The 17,255-nt window shown below is 64.9% G+C and carries 14 protein-coding genes; 13 read left to right on the forward strand and 1 reads right to left on the reverse strand.

Features of this window, described 5'->3' with window-relative positions:
• Positions 1 to 140: 140 nt before the first annotated feature.
• A complete protein-coding gene (locus tag Q5H92_RS23165) occupies positions 141 to 944 on the forward strand; it encodes a LytR/AlgR family response regulator transcription factor (protein ID WP_305013950.1) in 804 nt (267 codons plus the stop codon).
• Between the two features lie 128 nt (positions 945 to 1,072).
• Complete coding sequence (locus tag Q5H92_RS23170; RefSeq protein ID WP_305013951.1) at positions 1,073 to 3,367, forward strand: sensor histidine kinase; 2,295 nt, start codon at positions 1,073 to 1,075, stop codon at positions 3,365 to 3,367.
• 18 nt (positions 3,368 to 3,385) lie between these two features.
• Here Q5H92_RS23170 and Q5H92_RS23175 read toward each other — a convergent pair whose 3' ends face one another.
• Positions 3,386 to 3,562 carry a hypothetical protein gene (locus Q5H92_RS23175; RefSeq protein ID WP_305013952.1) on the reverse strand — a complete coding sequence of 59 codons (177 nt, stop codon included), beginning with the start codon at positions 3,560 to 3,562 and terminating at the stop codon, positions 3,386 to 3,388.
• Positions 3,563 to 3,582: 20 nt separating this feature from the next.
• On the opposite strand from Q5H92_RS23175, the gene Q5H92_RS23180 reads away from it, so the two are divergent.
• The 11 genes from Q5H92_RS23180 to gatB all read left to right on the forward strand — a co-directional run bounded on the left by Q5H92_RS23180 (position 3,583) and on the right by gatB (position 17,142).
• The gene (locus Q5H92_RS23180; RefSeq protein WP_305013953.1) at positions 3,583 to 3,813 is read left to right on the forward strand and encodes a PID-CTERM protein-sorting domain-containing protein; all 231 of its coding nucleotides are present in this window, start codon (positions 3,583 to 3,585) and stop codon (positions 3,811 to 3,813) included.
• Between the two features lie 35 nt (positions 3,814 to 3,848).
• Entirely contained in the window at positions 3,849 to 6,974 is a 3,126-nt protein-coding gene (locus Q5H92_RS23185) for a beta strand repeat-containing protein (protein WP_305013954.1), read from the forward strand.
• A gap of 245 nt (positions 6,975 to 7,219) precedes the next feature.
• Entirely contained in the window at positions 7,220 to 9,901 is a 2,682-nt protein-coding gene (gene alaS, locus Q5H92_RS23190; protein WP_305013955.1) for an alanine--tRNA ligase, read from the forward strand.
• Between the two features lie 180 nt (positions 9,902 to 10,081).
• Entirely contained in the window at positions 10,082 to 10,906 is an 825-nt protein-coding gene (locus Q5H92_RS23195) for an energy transducer TonB (RefSeq protein WP_305013956.1), read from the forward strand.
• Between the two features lie 52 nt (positions 10,907 to 10,958).
• Entirely contained in the window at positions 10,959 to 11,726 is a 768-nt protein-coding gene (locus tag Q5H92_RS23200; RefSeq protein WP_305013957.1) for an energy transducer TonB, read from the forward strand.
• Between the two features lie 64 nt (positions 11,727 to 11,790).
• Positions 11,791 to 12,612, forward strand: coding sequence for a TonB family protein (locus Q5H92_RS23205; RefSeq protein ID WP_305013958.1), 822 nt, complete (start codon positions 11,791 to 11,793; stop codon positions 12,610 to 12,612).
• Positions 12,613 to 12,772: 160 nt separating this feature from the next.
• Complete coding sequence (locus tag Q5H92_RS23210; RefSeq protein ID WP_305013959.1) at positions 12,773 to 13,693, forward strand: LIC11966 family surface protein; 921 nt, start codon at positions 12,773 to 12,775, stop codon at positions 13,691 to 13,693.
• 72 nt (positions 13,694 to 13,765) lie between these two features.
• Positions 13,766 to 14,212, forward strand: coding sequence for a toxin-antitoxin system YwqK family antitoxin (locus Q5H92_RS23215; protein WP_305013960.1), 447 nt, complete (start codon positions 13,766 to 13,768; stop codon positions 14,210 to 14,212).
• A gap of 12 nt (positions 14,213 to 14,224) precedes the next feature.
• Positions 14,225 to 14,587 (forward strand): hypothetical protein, encoded by a 363-nt coding sequence (locus tag Q5H92_RS23220; RefSeq protein ID WP_305013961.1) that lies wholly within the window; start codon positions 14,225 to 14,227, stop codon positions 14,585 to 14,587.
• Positions 14,588 to 14,688: 101 nt separating this feature from the next.
• Positions 14,689 to 15,546 (forward strand): energy transducer TonB, encoded by an 858-nt coding sequence (locus Q5H92_RS23225; RefSeq protein ID WP_305013962.1) that lies wholly within the window; start codon positions 14,689 to 14,691, stop codon positions 15,544 to 15,546.
• A 141-nt stretch (positions 15,547 to 15,687) separates the two neighbouring features.
• Positions 15,688 to 17,142, forward strand: a complete 1,455-nt coding sequence (gatB, locus tag Q5H92_RS23230) for an Asp-tRNA(Asn)/Glu-tRNA(Gln) amidotransferase subunit GatB (RefSeq protein WP_305013963.1) — start codon at positions 15,688 to 15,690, stop codon at positions 17,140 to 17,142.
• Positions 17,143 to 17,255: the final 113 nt, after the last annotated feature.

The raw sequence follows: 17,255 nt of genomic DNA on the forward strand, positions 1-17,255 counted from the left end.
GGCAAGATGAATATATCGTAAAGATTGTCTGTTTTGGAGCAAATAAGAGCCGTCGGGGAGGCCGACAGTTTTGCGTGGTGCGCCCGCAAGCTGCTACTTTGCAGGCGGATTTGCGGTATCTACTTCTGCCGTTTCGCTTCATGAAAGTTTCTTCCCCCATCCGACTGCTGCTGGCCGAAAACGAACCCCTGGCCGCCCGCCTGCTTTCGGTGCTGGTGCGTGGGCTGGGGTACGAGCCGGTGGGGCCCGCGGCCACGGCCGAGGACGCCCTCGTCTTGTTCCGGGAAAGCCTGCCGCCCGTCGAGATGGCCCTGCTCGACATTGGCCTCGACGGCAGCCGCGACGGCATCGAGTTGGCGCAGGAGCTGCGGGCCCTTCGGCCGCTGCCCATCATCTTCCTCACCTCCTTTGCCGACCAGGCCACTTTCGGCCGGGCCAAGCAGGCGCGGCCGGCGGCCTACCTGCTCAAGCCCTACGACGCCGCCGCCCTGGAACATGCCCTGGAGCTGGCCTTGGTCAACTACGCGGCCGGGCAGCCCGCAGCACTGCCCGCTGGGCTGAGCGGCCCGCCCGAAGGCTCCGAGGAGCTCCTAAACCTGCCCTGGAGCAAACAGGTGCTGCTCAGCGACTGCCTGTTTCTGCGCGACCGGGGCCGCCTGGTGAAGGTGTGCTTGGCCGACGTGCATTACGTGGAGGCCACCGATAAATACTGCACCCTGGTGACGGCCACCGGGCGCTACCTCAGCCGGCAGCCCCTGCGCGAGCTGGCCCTGGAGCTGCCCCCCAATCAGTTTATTCAAATTCAGCGCGGTTACCTGGTGAACGTGTCGTTCATTGAGAGCATCGACGAGGGCCAGACCGCCGTGGTGGTGGCCAATACCACGCTGCCGCTCAGCCGCGGCTACCGCGACGCGCTGCTGCACCGCCTGCGGCTGGTGGGCTAGCAGCCCCGACTTCAAGCAACAAACCCGGACGAAACACCGCAGGAGGAACACGCATGGGCGGAGGGCCACACCGACAACACGAACCAACACCCCGCGCCAGCCAGGGCGCCCTGCCGAGCCGCGTGGCCATGGCCTTTGCGCTGGCCCTGGGCGCCTGCCACCCCGAACCTGCGCCCGTCCCACCCGCCGAAGCCTGGCTGACCGTCCCGCTGCTGGACCCCGACCGGGGCCGCGCGGCCGACCTGCACCGGTTGCGGGCGGCCCTGGCCGTGCCGGCCACCGCCCAATCGCGCTTCCGGCAGTTGCGCCGCCTGGGCATTTACCTGAGCCATTCGGCCACCCCCGACTCGGGCCTGGTGCCGCTGCGAGCCGCTACCCGGCTGGGCGCCACCCTGCGGCCGGCCCTGCCCTTGGAGCTGGCCGATGCCAGCAGCCGCCTGGCCGGGCTGCACTGGCGCCATCAGCGGTACGACAGTGCCTGCCTGGCGTACACAGGAGCTGCCCAGGTATTGGCCGCGGCTTTTCCCACGTGCGAGGGCCGGGCCGCTTTCCGCCCCAGCGACGGCCGGAACTCGTCAGTCGGGGTGAGCCTCGCCGGGTATTACGCCAATGCCGGGCTGGCCCATCAGGCGCAAAACCAGCTGCCCAACGCGCTGCGTTGCTACGACCTAGCCCGCCGCGCTTACCAGTGTGCGCCGGACACGGCTCCCCAAAAGCTCGGGGGCCTGGCCTGGGTGCATACATTATTTGCCGATGCCTTGCAGGAGCAGGGCGAGCCGGCCCTGGCCGCTGCCCACTACGAGCAGGCCCTGGCCGCCCTGCGCACCCAGCGCCGCTACGACTGGGGTGGTGCCCTGCAGGAGTGGGCCACCACGCTGCAGGGCTACGCGCCGCACCTGCTGCCCGCGCGCGCGCGCCACCTGCAGGCCCTGGCCACCGAGGAGCAGGCCGAGATGCGCCGTCGCCTGCACACCCGCCCTCGTGACCGCGACCTGCTGGCCCCCGCCAGCACCCTGGCCCTGCTGGAAGCCCGGGCCCGGTTTGAGGCCCGCGACTCGGCTACGGCCACGGCCCTGGCCGCCGCCGCGGCGCTGCTGCTGCGCCTACGCACGGCCGCCGGCCCCGAGTTCCGTGCCGAGCTGGGCTACTATGCGCTGGCCTCGCAGTTGGCCCAGCTGCAAGCCGGCTGGGCGCGCACCCACGCCCGGCCCGGCCCCGCCGCCCGCTACGCTGCCCACGCCCGGGCCTACCACGACTCGGTGCCCGAGCCCACGCGCCGCACCCGCCTGGGCCAGCTGCTGGCCCGCGAGTGGGTGTCGCAGCACGACTACGCCGCTGCCCGGGGGCTGTTGCGCCCCATGGCCCGGCAGCAAGCCCAGGCCCACGAACTGCAGGCCCAGCGCCAGACCCTGCGCCTCCTGGCCCGGGCCTACGCAGGGCAGGGCCGCTACGACAGCGCCTTCTGGGCGCAGCAGCGCGCCGATGCGCTGGCCGACAGCCTGCGCGGCCGCCAGCAGCGCGCCGCTGTGGCCGAAGCCGAAACCCGCTACCGCACCAGCCTCAAGGAAATTCGCATCCGGGAGCTGCTGGCGGCCGAAGTGCAGGAGCGCCACCAAAAGAAACTGGCCTGGGCCGGGGCCGCGCTGCTGGCCTTGCTGCTGGCCGTCGCGGCCTACGCCCTGCTGCTGACGCGCCGGCTGGCCCACCGCCTACGGGCTGCCCGCGCCACCCAGAACCGGCTCTACGCCGTCATTGGCCACGACCTGCGCGGGCCCCTCACGGCCATCGAAGGCCTGGCCACGCTGCTCGACTATTACCGCCAGCCGGCCCTGGCCGACCCTGCCGCCCTCGATGAGCTGGCCACTGAGGTGCGCCACACCGCCCGGCAGCTCACCGGCCTGCTCGACAACCTGCTGCACTGGGCCGCCAACCAGAGCGGCGACCTGGCCTACCGCCCCGAAGCTCTGGTCGCCGCCGAACTCCTGCAGGAGTCGGCCGCCCTGTACGCCCCGGCCGCCCGCGCCCAGCAAGTGGCCGTGGAGGTGGCCGTGTCGCCCGGCCTACCGCCCCTGTGGGCCGACCGCAACATGGTGCTCACCCAGCTGCGCAACCTGCTGGGCAATGCCCTGCGGGTGGCCCCGCCCGGTTCCACCATCACCCTAAGCGCAGCCTACACCGCTCCCAGCCTGGTCCTCTCCGTGGCCGATACCGGGCCCGGCCTGAGCGCCGCGCAACTGGCCGCCCTGGCATCGGGGGGCAGCGCCACCGGGCTGGCGCCGCGCCTGGCCGGCCAGCAGGGCACTGGTTTGGGCCTGCCACTGGTGCGCCAGCTGGCCCAGCGGCAGGGGGGGGCTTTCTGGCTGGAAAGCACGTTGGGGCAGGGCACGGTGGCCCGGCTGGTGCTGCCAATGGCTGGGGAGTAGCCAACAATACCTCTTTTTCTAGCCCCCGTGGCCGGCCGTTGGGGCGGGCGGCGGGGGCTCTTTGGTGGGCGGGCGGGAGGGGCTGATTTCCCACTCACGCACATATTGTTGCAACTGGAGCCACAGCAACTGCCACTCACGACATTTTTGGGCATAGCGCGGTGCCACGGCCGTGATTTGGGTTTGATTATTCATCCACTCATTTTTCCCTACTTATGCGAATACCTGTGCTCAACACGCTGCGCTCCCGCCTGCCCCTGGTCGGGCTGGCTTTGCTGCTGGCCGCCGCTGCCGCCCAGGCCCAGCCCAGCTCGGGCGGGCCCGCCCCGGGCTCGCCCGCGGCAGACCCCACCGCCACCCCCCTCGACGGCGGGGCCAGCCTGCTGCTGGCCGGCGGCGTGGGCTATGCCCTCAAGCGCCTGCGCCAGCGCCGCCGCCTGGCTTGATAAAGCCCCGCTTAGCTTAATAATTAGTCTCAACCATGAAAAAAGTATTTATGACCTCATTGCTTTACCCGCGCATTACCCCTCGAGGCAACTGGCCGCTGGGAATGGCCACGCTGCTGGCCACGGCGTTGCCCCTGGCCGGCTGGGGCCAGAACTTTTCGGCTACCAGAACCGACTATGCCACCGGCCCCGCTTCTTTCGGTACTGCCGTAGTGGACGTGAACGGTGATGGCCGGCCCGACCTGATTTCGGCTAATGCCGGCAACTCAACGGTGAGCGTGCGCCTAGCCAGCGGGGCCGCCGGCGGCTTTGCCACCACCAAAACCGATTTTGCTGCCGGCTCTGGCGCGCGCCTTATCGCTGTGGTCGACGTGAATGCCGACGGCCGACCTGACTTGATTACGAGTGATTTCGATGATAGTGCGGTGAGCGTGCGCCTGGCCAGCGGGGCCGCCGGCAGCTTTTCCACTACCAGAACCAGCTACGCCAGTGGCAGTGGCACCTACGGTTTGAGTGTGGTAGACGTGAACGGCGACGGCCGCCCCGACCTGATTACGAGCAACTTCGGCAGCGGCACGGCGAGCGTGCGCCTGGCCAGCGGAGCGGCCGGTAGCTTCGACGCCACTAAAACCGACTATGTTAGTGGCAACAGCCCGCGCAGCGTGTTGGCTGCTGACGTGAATGGCGATGGCCGCCCCGACCTGATTACCACCAACGAAGGGGATGGCACGGTGAGCGTGCGCCTGGCCAGCGGGGCCGCCGGTAGCTTCTCGGCTACAAAAACCGATTACGCCAGTGGCAGCAGCCCGCGCAGCGCGGTGGTAGCGGACGTGAATGCCGACGGCCGCCCCGACTTGGTGACGGTGAATAATGGCAGCAATACGGTGAGTGTGCGCCTGGCCAGCGGGGCGGCCGGCAGCTTCGACGCCACTAAAACCGATTACGCTACCGGCGCTGCGCCCAGTGGCGTGTCCGTGGTGGACGCGAACGTGGACGGTCGCCCTGACCTGGTGTCGGCCAACGACGGGGGCAGTACGGCGAGTGTGCGCCTGGCTAGCGGAGCGGCCGGCAGCTTTTCGGCCACCAAAGCCGATTTCGCCACCGACGGGGGGCCGACCTTCGTAACCCTGGTGGATGTGAGCGCCGATGGCTTGCTCGACTTGATTACGTCGAACTACGCCGGGAGTGTAAGCGTGCGCTTGAACAGCACGCCGCCCTCCGACCTGGTCATCAGCGCCCCGGGGCAGACCATTGCGGCCACCACCTACAATTCCATCACCGTGCTAAACGGCGGCAGCGGCACGCTCGCCGGCAACGTGACCGTGAACAGCGCCTTGACCGTGCAAAGCGGTGGCACGCTCAATGACGGCTGCGCCATCATCAGCGGGCCGGGCACCTTCACGCTGGCCGCTGGCGGCACGCTGGGCATCTGCTCGCCGCAAGGCATCTACGCCACCGGCACTACGGGTAGTGTGCAGGTAACGGGTGCGCGCTCGTTCAGCACCGACGCCAGCTACGTGTACAACGGCACCACCCCCCAGAGCACGGGCGACGCCCTGCCGGCCACCGTGCGCAACCTGACGACCACCAACAGCAGCGACGTGAGCTTGCTCAACTCGGTGAGTGTGACGCAGGTTCTCACCGTGGGCGGCAGCGGCAACATGCGGGTGTTTAGCAGCAAAACGCTGCTGTTGCCCAGCAACGCCAGCGGCACGGCCCTGGTCGTAAACCGGAGCACAGGCGTTGTGACGGTGCTGGCGGGCTCTTCGTTCACCATGCAGCGCTACATCGGCGCCAACACGGCCGGCAACGGCTACCGCCACTACAGCTCACCGGTGCAAGGCGAGACGCTGAACACGCTGGCCACTGCCGGCTACACGCCCGACTTCACGGGCGGAGCCAACTACAACGGCTCGGCCACGCCGGGCACGACCACGCCGTTCCCCACCGTGTTCAGCTACGAGGAAAGCCGCACGGCCACGGCCGTGAACAACTACGCGCCCTTCGACAAAGGCTGGCGCGCGGCCGAAGCCGGCACCGAGGCAATGGCCGTGGGCCGCGGCTATTCGGTGAACGCGCCGGGCACGGCCTTGGTCGATTTCACTGGCACGCCCACGACGGGCAACGTGACCCTGAACAACCTGGCCTACACCGGCGCCGACGGCGGCTGGCAGCTGCTGGGCAACCCCTATCCGGCCCCGCTGGATTGGAGCACCGTGCCTGCGACTAACCGCCCGAACATGAACGCGGCCCTGTACGTGTTCCAGAGCAGCGGCCCCTACACCGGCCAGTACCGCACCTACCTGCCCGCCCTCAACCAGGGCGACCCGCTGGTGCCGGCCGGCTCGGGCTTTTTCGTGCGTACCGCCGCCCAAGGCGTGGCCGGCTCACTGACGCTGACCAACACCAACCGCGTCACAACTTTTGGCCCGCAGCCGGTGTTCGGCCGCAACGCCGCCGACCTGCGCCCGCAGGTGCAACTCACGCTGGGCAACGCCGCCGGCACCCTGGCCGACGACCTGACCGTGTACGCCGACCCAGCCGCCACCATCGGCATGGATGCCGAATACGATGCAACCAAGTTGGCCAATAGCACCGGCCTGAACCTGTCGGCAGTAGCCGCCACGGGCGCGGAGCTGGCCATCGCCGGCCTGCCGGCACTCACGGCCGCCACCGTGCTGCCGCTGCGCCTGCAGGTACCGGCCACCGGCACCTACCAGCTGGCTGCCACCGTAGCCAACTTACCCGCCGGCCTCACAGCCTACCTGCGCGACCTGACCACCGGCACGCAAACCGCGCTGACATCCACGACGACGCTGAGCCTGACGGCCGGGCTGAACACGCGCTACGCCCTGGCCTTTGCCTCGGCCAATGCCCTGGCCGCCACGGCGGGTCTGAGCGCCGCCCAGGTGGCCGTGTTCCCCAACCCTGCCGCTCAGGGTGCGGGCGTGACGGTGACGTTGCCCGTAGCGGCCGGCCAACAGGCCACGGCCGAGGTGCGCGACGCTCTGGGCCGCGTGGTAGTAGCTGCCCGCGCCCTGCGCGTGAGCGGTGGCCAGGCCACGGGCGAGCTGGCTACGGCCGGCCTGGCCCCCGGCGTGTACGTGCTGCGCCTGACGGCTGGCCCCACCACCGTGAGCAAGCGCCTGGTGGTGGAATAAGCTGGAATTGCCATCAGTAATGTTGAAAAGGCGGGCCGTTGGTCCGCCTTTTTTGCTGTTTGAGGGGTTTGAAAAGTCAATGAGTTTTCCTGTACGTCATCCTGAATGCAGAATGACGTACAGGAAAACATCTCCTGATAGAATACTGGGCTCAGCGGGGCATAACTCCGCCGTGCATCGTGCTCAGAAAGCTACCTTTGTGCCATCCGTGGCCCCAACTGCGCGGGCCGTTTCGCTTTTTTCTTATGTCACTCCCCACCGCTTCCGCTATTCGCCAGCAGTTTCTTGATTTCTTCGCCAGCAAAGGCCACCACATCGTGCCCTCGGCCCCGATTGTGGTGAAGGACGACCCCACGCTGCTGTTCATCAACTCGGGCATGGCCCCGTTCAAAGACTATTTCCTGGGCAATAAGCCCGCGCCCTACAAGCGCATTGCCGATACTCAAAAGTGCCTGCGCGTGAGCGGCAAGCACAACGACTTGGAAGAAGTTGGCTACGACACCTACCACCACACCATGTTCGAAATGCTGGGCAACTGGTCGTTCGGTGACTACTTCAAGAAAGACGCCATTGCCTGGGCTTGGGAGCTGCTGACGGAGGTGTACAAGCTGGAAAAAGACCGGCTCTACGTTACCTATTTCGAGGGCGACCAGAAGGACGGCACCGCCGCCGACACCGAAACCCAGGACCTGTGGCGCCAATACACAACCGACGACCGGATTTTGCCCGGTAATAAGAAGGACAACTTCTGGGAGATGGGCGACACCGGCCCCTGCGGCCCCTGCACCGAAATCCACATCGACCTGCGCTCCGAGGAAGAGCGCGCCGCCAAGCCCGGTCGCGAACTGGTGAATGCCGACCACCCGCAGGTGGTAGAAATCTGGAACAACGTGTTCATGGAGTTCCAGCGCCTGGCCGATAAGTCCCTCATCAAGCTGCCCGAGCAGAGCGTGGACACCGGCATGGGCTTCGAGCGCCTGATGATGGCCGTGTCGGGCGTGAAGTCGAACTACGACACCGACGTGTTTCAGCCGCTCATTCAGTTCATTGCCAAAGAAGTAGGAGTGGAGTACCACGGCACCGCGCCCGCCAAGGTGACGGACCAGCCCACCACGGAAAACGAGAAGACGGACATCGCCATCCGGGTTATCGCCGACCACATCCGCACCATCGCCTTCACCATTGCCGACGGCCAGCTGCCCAGCAACGTGAAGGCTGGCTACGTCATCCGCCGCATCCTGCGCCGGGCCGTGCGCTACGCGTTTTCGTCGCTCAACCAGAAGCAGCCTTTCCTGTATAAGCTGGTGCCCGTGCTGGCCGACCAGATGGCTGGCATCTTCCCCGAGCTGAAAGCCCAGACGGCCTTCGTGCAGCGCGTAATTGAGGAAGAAGAAATTGCCTTCCTGAAAACGCTGGAAACTGGCCTGCGCCGGCTGGACGCGCTGGAGGAAAGCGCCCGCGCCAACGGCGGCGTGATTGATGGCAAAACTGCATTTGAGCTGTCCGATACCTTCGGCTTTCCGCTCGACCTCACGGCCCTTATCGCCCGCGAAAAGGGCCTGACGGTGGACGAAGAAGGCTTCAAAAAGGAGCTGGAGCAGCAGAAGAACCGCAGCCGCAATGCCCAGGAAACCGAGCAGAGCGACTGGGTGACCGTGACTGAAACGGATACTCCCAACGTGTTTGTGGGTTACGACCAGGATGAGGCCACGGCCCGGCTGCTGCGCTACCGCAAAATCGACAAAAAGGGTAAAACCGAGTACCAGCTGGTGTTCGACCAAACTCCGTTCTACGCCGAAAGCGGCGGCCAGATTGGCGATACCGGCTACCTGGAATCGCCCCTGAGCAAGGTGCGCGTGATTGACACGAAGAAGGAAAACGACCTCATCATTCACACTACCCTGGACTTGCCGCAGGACTTGGATGCCGAGTTAACAGCCCGGCCCGATGCCGCCCGCCGCGCCCTCATCAAGAACAACCATACCGCCACGCACCTGCTGCAAGCCGCCCTGCGCGAAATCCTGGGCAGCCACGTGCAGCAGAAAGGCTCACTGGTGAACGAGAAGCTGCTGCGCTTCGACTTCTCGCACTTCACCAAGGTGAGCGACGAGCAGCTGCGCGAGATTGAGCGCTTGGTGAACGAGCGCATCCGCCAGCAGATTCCGCTCGATGAGCGCCGCAACGTGCCCATTGCCGAGGCCAAGAACCTGGGCGCTATGGCCCTGTTTGGCGAGAAGTATGGTGACTTTGTGCGCGTCATTACCTTCGACCGCAACTACTCGGTGGAGCTGTGCGGTGGCCTGCACGTGCAGAACACGGGCAGCATCGGCTACTTCAAAATCACAACCGAAAGCGCCGTTGGCGCAGGCGTGCGCCGCATCGAGGCCGTGACGGCCGGCGCCGCCGAAGCCTACGTGGACGCGCAGCTCGACCTGCTGGCCCAGGTGCGCGAGACGCTGGGTAACCCGCAGCACCTCATCACCAGCCTGGAGAAGCAGAACGAGGAGACTGCCGGTCTGCGCAAGCAGATAGAGTCTTTCGCTCAGCAAAGCATCAACCAGCAGAAAGACCAGCTGGTAAGCCAGGTACGCGACCTGAACGGCGTGCGCTTCCTGGCTGCGCAAGTGCAGGCCAGCTCGGCCGAATCGTTGAAAACCCTGGCTTTCAACCTGCGCCAAGCGGTGCCGAATCTGGTGGCCGTGCTTGGTGCTGAAATCGATGGCAAGCCCCAGCTGGCGGTGATGCTGGACGATGAAATTGCCAAAGCCGGCAAGCTCAACGCCAGCACGCTGGTGCGCGAGCTGGCCAAGGAAATCCAGGGCGGCGGCGGCGGGCAGCCGTTCTTCGCCACGGCCGGCGGCAAGAATGTGGCCGGCCTGGGCGCCGCTATTGCCAAGGCCGAGGCTGCGGTGACGGCCGCGCTGTAGGCGCGTATTGAGCTGAAGCTGACTATTGAACGGGGCAGGGACGCAATACTTTGTGTTTCTGCCCCGTTTTTGTATGCAAGCACTACCAGCATCAATCAAAATTCACCATCTTTGAAGTAAAGTCTGCGGCCGTCGTTTTCCACATTCTAACGGTTTAGTATTGCACGGCTTTTCTACCACATGCTGAAGTTTTGGGGTGCCCTGCTGGCGCTGCCCGCTGCGTTGCTCGTGGCCTCGCCAGCCACTGCCCAAACAAAACCGGAGCCGGAGGCAGCCGTGGCGCCCCTGTCCAAAACCATCAAGTTCTACAGTGCCGACCATGGCCTGCTTCCCTCGGCCGAGGGCGCCAACTACCGGCTGGAAACCACTTACCGCGACAGCGTGGCGGGCACCGTGCGGATGTACGACGCGGCGGGCAAGCTGCAGCGCATCACGGCCTACGGGCACGTGCGCCTGCAAATCCGCCACGGCGCCACCACCACCTGGTACGACACCGGCCAGCTTCACACCAAAGAAGGCTATCTGGCCAACCAGCGGCACGGTGAGCTACTGGTGTACTACCCCGACGGGCGGCTGCGCCGCCGCGACCAGTTCAATAAGGGCACCCGCACGGCGGGCGAGTGCTTCGGGCCCGATGGCCAGCCCGTACCGTATTTCGAGTACCGCATCATGCCCGTCTACACCGAGGGCGATGGCAGCAACATGGCGGTGGTGCAGGCCATTCAGCGCCGAATAACCTACCCGCAGGCGGCTTTGCGGGCGGCGCTCAATGCCCGCATTTTTATCGGTTTCACCATCGACGCGCTGGGGCGGGTGGGGTCGGTGCACATCGAGAAAGAACCCCTGCCGGAGCAAATTGCGCCCAACCTGCGCGTAGCCTTTCAGGAGATTAAAAAATCCGCCCTCGATGCGGCCCGGCAGCTCAAGCCTTTCCACCCCGGGCAGCAGGATGGCCAGCCCATAGCGGTTTCCTACAACGTCCCCATCACCTTTCGCATCGAATAGCTGCCCTGTTTAATGTCATTATAAAGCCGTGGCAACGCGGCAGTTGCCTTTCATGAAATCAAGCTACTCTTTCCTGGTGCCGGCCGCTTTGCTGGCCCTGATTACTACCAACGCCCAGGCCCAGCAATCGGCGGCCGGAGTGAAAACCGAGTACCTGGACTCGGCCGGCGTGGTGCTGCCCTCGGCCCAGAGCGCTGCCTACCGCCGCGAAACCGAGCACCTGGATGCCGGCAAAGGCTTGGTGCGCATTTTTAGCCTGGAAGGCCGCCGTGAGAGCGTCCGGGAAGTGGAGTTCCAGAAAGGCGAGCCCGTGCCGAACGGGGCGTCGGAAAACTGGTATGAGAACGGCCAGCTCCGCAGCCACGAGGAGTATGTGCACGGCCAGCGGCTGGGCGAAATGCGGCTCTATTACCCCAATGGCCAACTCAAGCGGCGGGCCCACTACACCAGCTACTTCGTGTCGAGCGGCGAGTGCTTTGCGGCCGACGGCCAGCCGGTGCCGTTTTTTGAATACGAAAAGCTGCCCGTTTATCCGGCCGGCGATGGCGGCACCGCGGCCGTGGTGTACGCCATTCAGCGCGGGGTGAAGTACCCGAAGGACGCCCTGAAAGCCGGTAAATCCGGCCGCGTGTTTGTGAGCTTCAACGTGACGAAAACCGGTGAGGTGGCCGATATCAAGGTGGTGCAGGGCGTTTTTCCGTCGCTCGATGAGCAAGTGGTGCAGTCGGTACAGCGGCTCAAGCCGTTCATTCCCGGCCAGCAGGACGGCCAGCCCATTGCGGTGCCCTTCACCATTCCCGTCACATTTGCCATTGAGTAATCAGGAACCGGATTTCCGATTGAACTGATTTTTCTCCGCATCTGCTACTCCTAACGTTCTACCTATGAAAATCTGCTTCCGCCTATTGCTCACGGCCGCCCTGCTGAACCGCGCCGCCGCCAGCCACGCCCAGGACCAGCCGGCCGCCCCACCTGCGCCGGCCGCGCGGCCCGTTGAAATCGTGTACCTCGACGCCAACCGCAACAAGTTGCCTTCGGAAGCCGGGGCCGTGGAGCGCACCGAAACCGCGTACCGCGACACGGTGAGCGGCACCCTGCGCACGTATTATCTGCCGTCGGGCAAGCTGAAGTCCTTTGTGCCGCTTGCCAGTGTGCGCCAGCACCTGCGCCACGGCACCGTGAGCGAGTATTACGGAAATGGCCAGCTGCGCTACCAGGCCACTTTTCGGGCCGGAAAAGTGGTGGGCGATTTGGTGACGCACTACCCCGACGGCCAGCTCAAGCGCCGCGAGCACCACCTGCCCGACCAGCCCGTGACGGGCGAATGCTTCGGGCCCGACGGCCAGCCAGTGGCCTATTTTCCCTACGAGCAAATGCCCGTGTACTCGGAGGGCGCCGGCGACAACGCCGCCGTGGTGCGCGCCGTGATGATGAACACGCGCTACCCCGTGGAGGCCCTCAAGCAGCGGGTGTTTGGGGTGGTGAAGGTGAAATTTGTGGTAGGCCGCGATGGCCTCGTGCAGGACATAAAGCCCAACGAGCCCAAGCCCGGCGAGGTGCCGAAAAGCCTAACCCGAGCCTACCAATCGTTGCAGGAAGCGGCCATGAGCGCCGTGCGGCAGCTCAAGCCCTTCGCGCCGGGCCGGCAAGACGGCGAGCCGGTGGCCGTGTCGTTCACTGTGCCGGTCACGTTCCGCATCCAGTAGCAGGGGGCAGGGGCGGGGCCGAAAAGAAGGCTGGCCGGCGATTGGAAAATCCAAACATGTTGGCAACTTTGCAGCCGTCCAATTCCCACCATTTCAGTTCGTTTCGCTTATGCGCTTTTTTACCCAATTCGTAGTTGGCTGCCTTTTTTCTGCCGTTGCTTTGCCGGCTGCGGCCCAAACCTTCAGCGACCCGGCCAGCTACAACAACGCCATCGTAGCCGAGCAGGTCGACCTGCTGAAGAAAAACCTGCGCTACATCAGCAAGGCTGCGCACAGCGAAAACGACCGCAAGATTGAAAACCGCCGCCTCGAAGTGGTGGAGCAAAACAAGGTGGCCGTGGCCAACGTGCAGCGCATGCCCGCCGCCTACAAAGGCAACGCCGAGCTGCGCGCGGCGGCCCTGAAAGCCTTCAAAACCATGCTGGAGGTGTACTCAGCCGATTACAAGCAGGTGAACGCCCTGGCCGCCACCCGCACCGAAAGCTTCGAGGCCATGGAACGCTATTACGCCGCCCAGGAAGCCGCCGAGGCCAAGCTGGCCGTGGTCGACGACAGCGTGAACGCCGCCCAGCGCCGCTTTGCCAAGCAGTTCGGCATGAACATCGAGTCGACGCGCGAGTCGGTAAAGCTGGCCGAGTACACCCGCCAGGTGACGGCCGTGAACAAGTACCAGCACCAGGTTTTTCTGCCCTATTTCCGGGTGCAGAAAGCCAGCGCCAAGCTCACCGACGCCCTCAATGCCCAGGACGCCGCCGCCTTTGAAGCCGCCCGCGTGACCCTGGCCGCCGAAGCCGACAAATCGGCTGCCGAGCTGTCGGCCGTGCCCGCGTTTCGGGGCAAAGACATGGCCTACCGCAACGCCGCCCGCGATTTTGCCAATCTCTACGTGGTGATGTGCGCCAAGCAATTCGTGCAAGTGGCCGAGCTGATGAAAAACAAAGACCACCTGACCAAAGTGGACGCCCAGACCATCAACGCCCACATCAACACCTTCAACACCCAGAACCAGAAATTCAACGAAGCCTACAACCGCACCTCGGCCGCCTTTATGGACACCTACGTGCCGGTGATGAACGATTAACCGGCTTCACCTATGAGTTTTAACCAAACAACCTTACTCTCGCCAGTTAGACCAAGGTGGTGGGCGAAAGCAATGGCCCTGGCCGTTATTGGCCTGGGATGGTCCCAGCCGGGCGTGGCCCAGTCGGGACCGACTGGCTTCCCGCGTAAAGTCACCCTCTACCTCACGGCGAGCGGCGAGCAGCTGCCGGCGCCGGAAGGTGCCGACCACCGCGCCGAAGTCACCCTGCGCGACAGCGTGAGCGGGACCATGCGGGAATATTACCCTTCGGGCAAGCTCTGGCGCATTGTGCCCATGGCGCACGTGGGGCTGGGGCTGCGGCACGGCGTGGCCATGAGCTACGACGAGGGCGGCAAGCTGCGCAAGCGCGAAGAATACGTGGGCGGCCACCGGCAGGGCGAAGTGCAGATTTTCGACGCCACCGGCACCCTGAGCCGCACCAAGGTGTATAGCCAAGACAAACTGGTGAGCCAGCAGTGCTTCACGCCCACCGGTCAGCCCCGCGAATGCCAGGCCTAAAAGCCCCCCCCGGTGTACCCCAATGGCATTACCGGCCTAGTGAGCGACATTCAGAAAGCCGCGGTGCTGCCGCCCGAGTACCTGGTGAAGCACAACAACGGCGTTGTCACCATCAAGGTGCTGGTGAATGCCCGCGCCGCTATAGTGGGCGCCAGCGTGCTCAAGGCGCCTTCGCCCGCTATGGGCCAAACCGTGCTAGATGCTCTGAAGCACATACCGCCCTTTGAGGCTGCCGGCACGGTAGACGAGGAAAACGTGGCGGTGATGTACACGTTGCCCATCATAATGGGCACGCCCGCCAACGGCATATACTTGCCCGCTGCTTACAATGAATCGCCCAGTTTGACGTACCTGGCCGATGAGTTTGGTGGCTGAGCGGCCGCGCCCGGCCCAAACTTGTTGGCGGCTGATGCGTAACTTCCAGGCAGCAAAACCGCGCAGCGTTTTCGTGGCGGGGGCCAAAAAAGTTTTTCTCGGTGAAAGCATATTTTCTCTCTTTTGGACTCTTAGTCGGCCTGCCACTGGCCGGGCGCGCCCAGGCGGTGCCGCAGGTCTTGCCCCAGCCGCCGGCCACGTTCTACACGCTCGATTTTGAGCCCACCACCCAGGCCGATACCGCGGCCTACTGCGCCGAAACCACGTTTCGCGACAGTCTGGCGGCCGTCACCCGGGTGTTTTACCCGTCGGGGGCGTTGCGGCAGTACATTCCCTACGCCAACGCCTACCGCCAAACCGTGCATGGCACCCTCACCACCTGGTACGAAGACGGCCGCATGCGCACCAAGGAGGATTTTTACAACGGCGTGCGCGACGGCGACCTGCTCACCTACTACCCCGACGGCACCCTGAAACGGCGCGACCATTACGAGAAAGGCCGTTGCGGCATCGGCAACTGCTACGGCCCCAACGGCGCGTCGGTGCCTTATTTCATCTACGAGCAGCTGCCGCTTTACCCCGGCGGTGAGGCCCAGCTCACCAAAGAGCTGGCCAAGGGCGTGCGTCTCAATGCCCGGGAGCTGGACGCCATGCGCCGCGAAAGCGTCCACATCTACCGCATGGCCCGCGCCGGCCTGCACCGCGAAGTGGATGTGGAGTTGCTGGTGGGCGAAGACGGCCGCATTGCCAACGCCAAGGTGGTGAAATCGGGCGCGTCCTTTCTCAACGAGGCCGCGCTGCGGGCCGTGGCCAAGCTCAAGCGGCAGTTTGTGCCCGCCCGGCGCGACGGGCAGACCGTGCCGAGCCGCTACACCGTGCCCGTGTACTACACCATGGAACTGCCGGGCCGGCAGGCCGGCGGCCCGTACTACCCCCGGACTCCCGGCCGCGGCTGGTAGCTGCGCGGGCGCCAGGAGAGCGAAAAAAAGGCGTATTGCGGGCGCGTGGTTGGTTTTTGGCAGCGGCCCTGCGTGGCTGGCTTGGCCGCAGCCGTTACCTTTAAGGCTGAATAGCTTTTAGTACCCCGCGTTTTTCTTGTTATGGACGAAGCCACCCTTGCCCAATACCAGCCCGTTATCGGCCTCGAAGTACACGCTCAGTTGCTGACGCACAGCAAGATGTACTCGGCCGATGAAAACGAGTACGGCGTTGCGCCCAACACCAACCTGTCGGTTATCACCCTCGGCCACCCCGGCACCTTGCCCAAGGTGAACCGCACGGCCGTGGAATTTGCCATGAAAATGGGCCTGGCCACCAACTGCCAGATTCGGCGCGACAACCTGTTTGCCCGCAAAAACTACTTTTACCCCGACCTGCCCAAGGGCTACCAGATTACGCAGGACAAAACTCCGATTTGCCACGACGGCCACCTCGAAGTGCGCGTGGGCGAGGACGTGAAGCGCATCGGCATCACCCGCATCCACATGGAAGAGGACGCGGGCAAATCGATGCACCTGGCCGGCGAAACCGAAACCCTCGTGGACCTGAACCGCGCCGGCGTGCCGCTCATCGAAATCGTGAGCGAGCCCGATATCCGCACCGGCGACGAAGCCTACGCCTACCTCACCGAAATCAAGAAGCTGGTGGAATACCTCGGCATCTGCGACGGCAACATGGAGGAAGGCTCCCTGCGTTGCGACGCCAACATTTCGGTGATGAAAAAGGGCGCCACGCAGTTCGGCATGAAGGTGGAAGTGAAGAACATGAACTCCTTCCGCAACGTGCAGCGCGCCATTGCCTACGAAATCGAGCGCCAGATTACCATCATCGAGGCCGGCGGCGAAGTGGACAGCGAAACCCGCGGCTTCGACGCCGCCAGTGGCACCACCAACGGCCAGCGCAGCAAGGAAACCCTCAACGACTACCGCTATTTCCCCGAGCCCGACCTGCCCCCGCTGGTGATTTCGGACGAGTGGCTGCACCGCGTGGCCGCCGAGCTGCCGGCGCTGCCGCAGCAGCTCTACGCCCGCTTCGTGGGCGAGCTGGGTTTGAGCGACTACGACGCCTCGGTACTGATTGACCAGAAGGAAGTGGCCCTGTTTTTTGATGACCTTTCGCGCCTCACGCCCAACGCCAAAGCCGCCGCCAACTGGGTGATGGGCCCGGTGAAAAGCTACCTCAACGAGCGCGCCCTCACCATGGCCGACTTCCCGCTCGATGCCGCCCAGCTGGCCGGCATCATCGAGCTGATTGACGCCGGCAAGGTGAACTACTCGGTGGCTAGCAAGCAGCTGTTTCCGCACCTGCTGGAGCACCCCACCGCCAACGCCACCGGCGCCGCCGAAAGCCTGGGCCTGCTCCAGCAAGCCGACAGCGGCGAGCTGGCCGCGCTGGTGGAACAGGTAGTGGCCGGCAACCCCGCCAAGGTGGCCGAGTACCGCGCCGGCAAAAAGTCGCTCACCGGCATGTTCATGGGCGAGTTGATGAAGCTCACCGGCGGCAAAGCCGACCCCAAGCTGGCCAACCAGCTCCTGCGCACCGCGCTGGAGGGGTAAATGGTGGATTAGTGGGTTGGTGGGTTGGTGGATTAGCACGTAAAATCCACCAACCCACCAACCCACTAATCCAGCTTTTGGAACAATAACTTTTCTGCCTGGCGTTGGCTATT

The sequence above is a fragment of the Hymenobacter mellowenesis genome (assembly GCF_030581005.1).
Lineage (GTDB): Bacteria > Bacteroidota > Bacteroidia > Cytophagales > Hymenobacteraceae > Hymenobacter > Hymenobacter mellowenesis.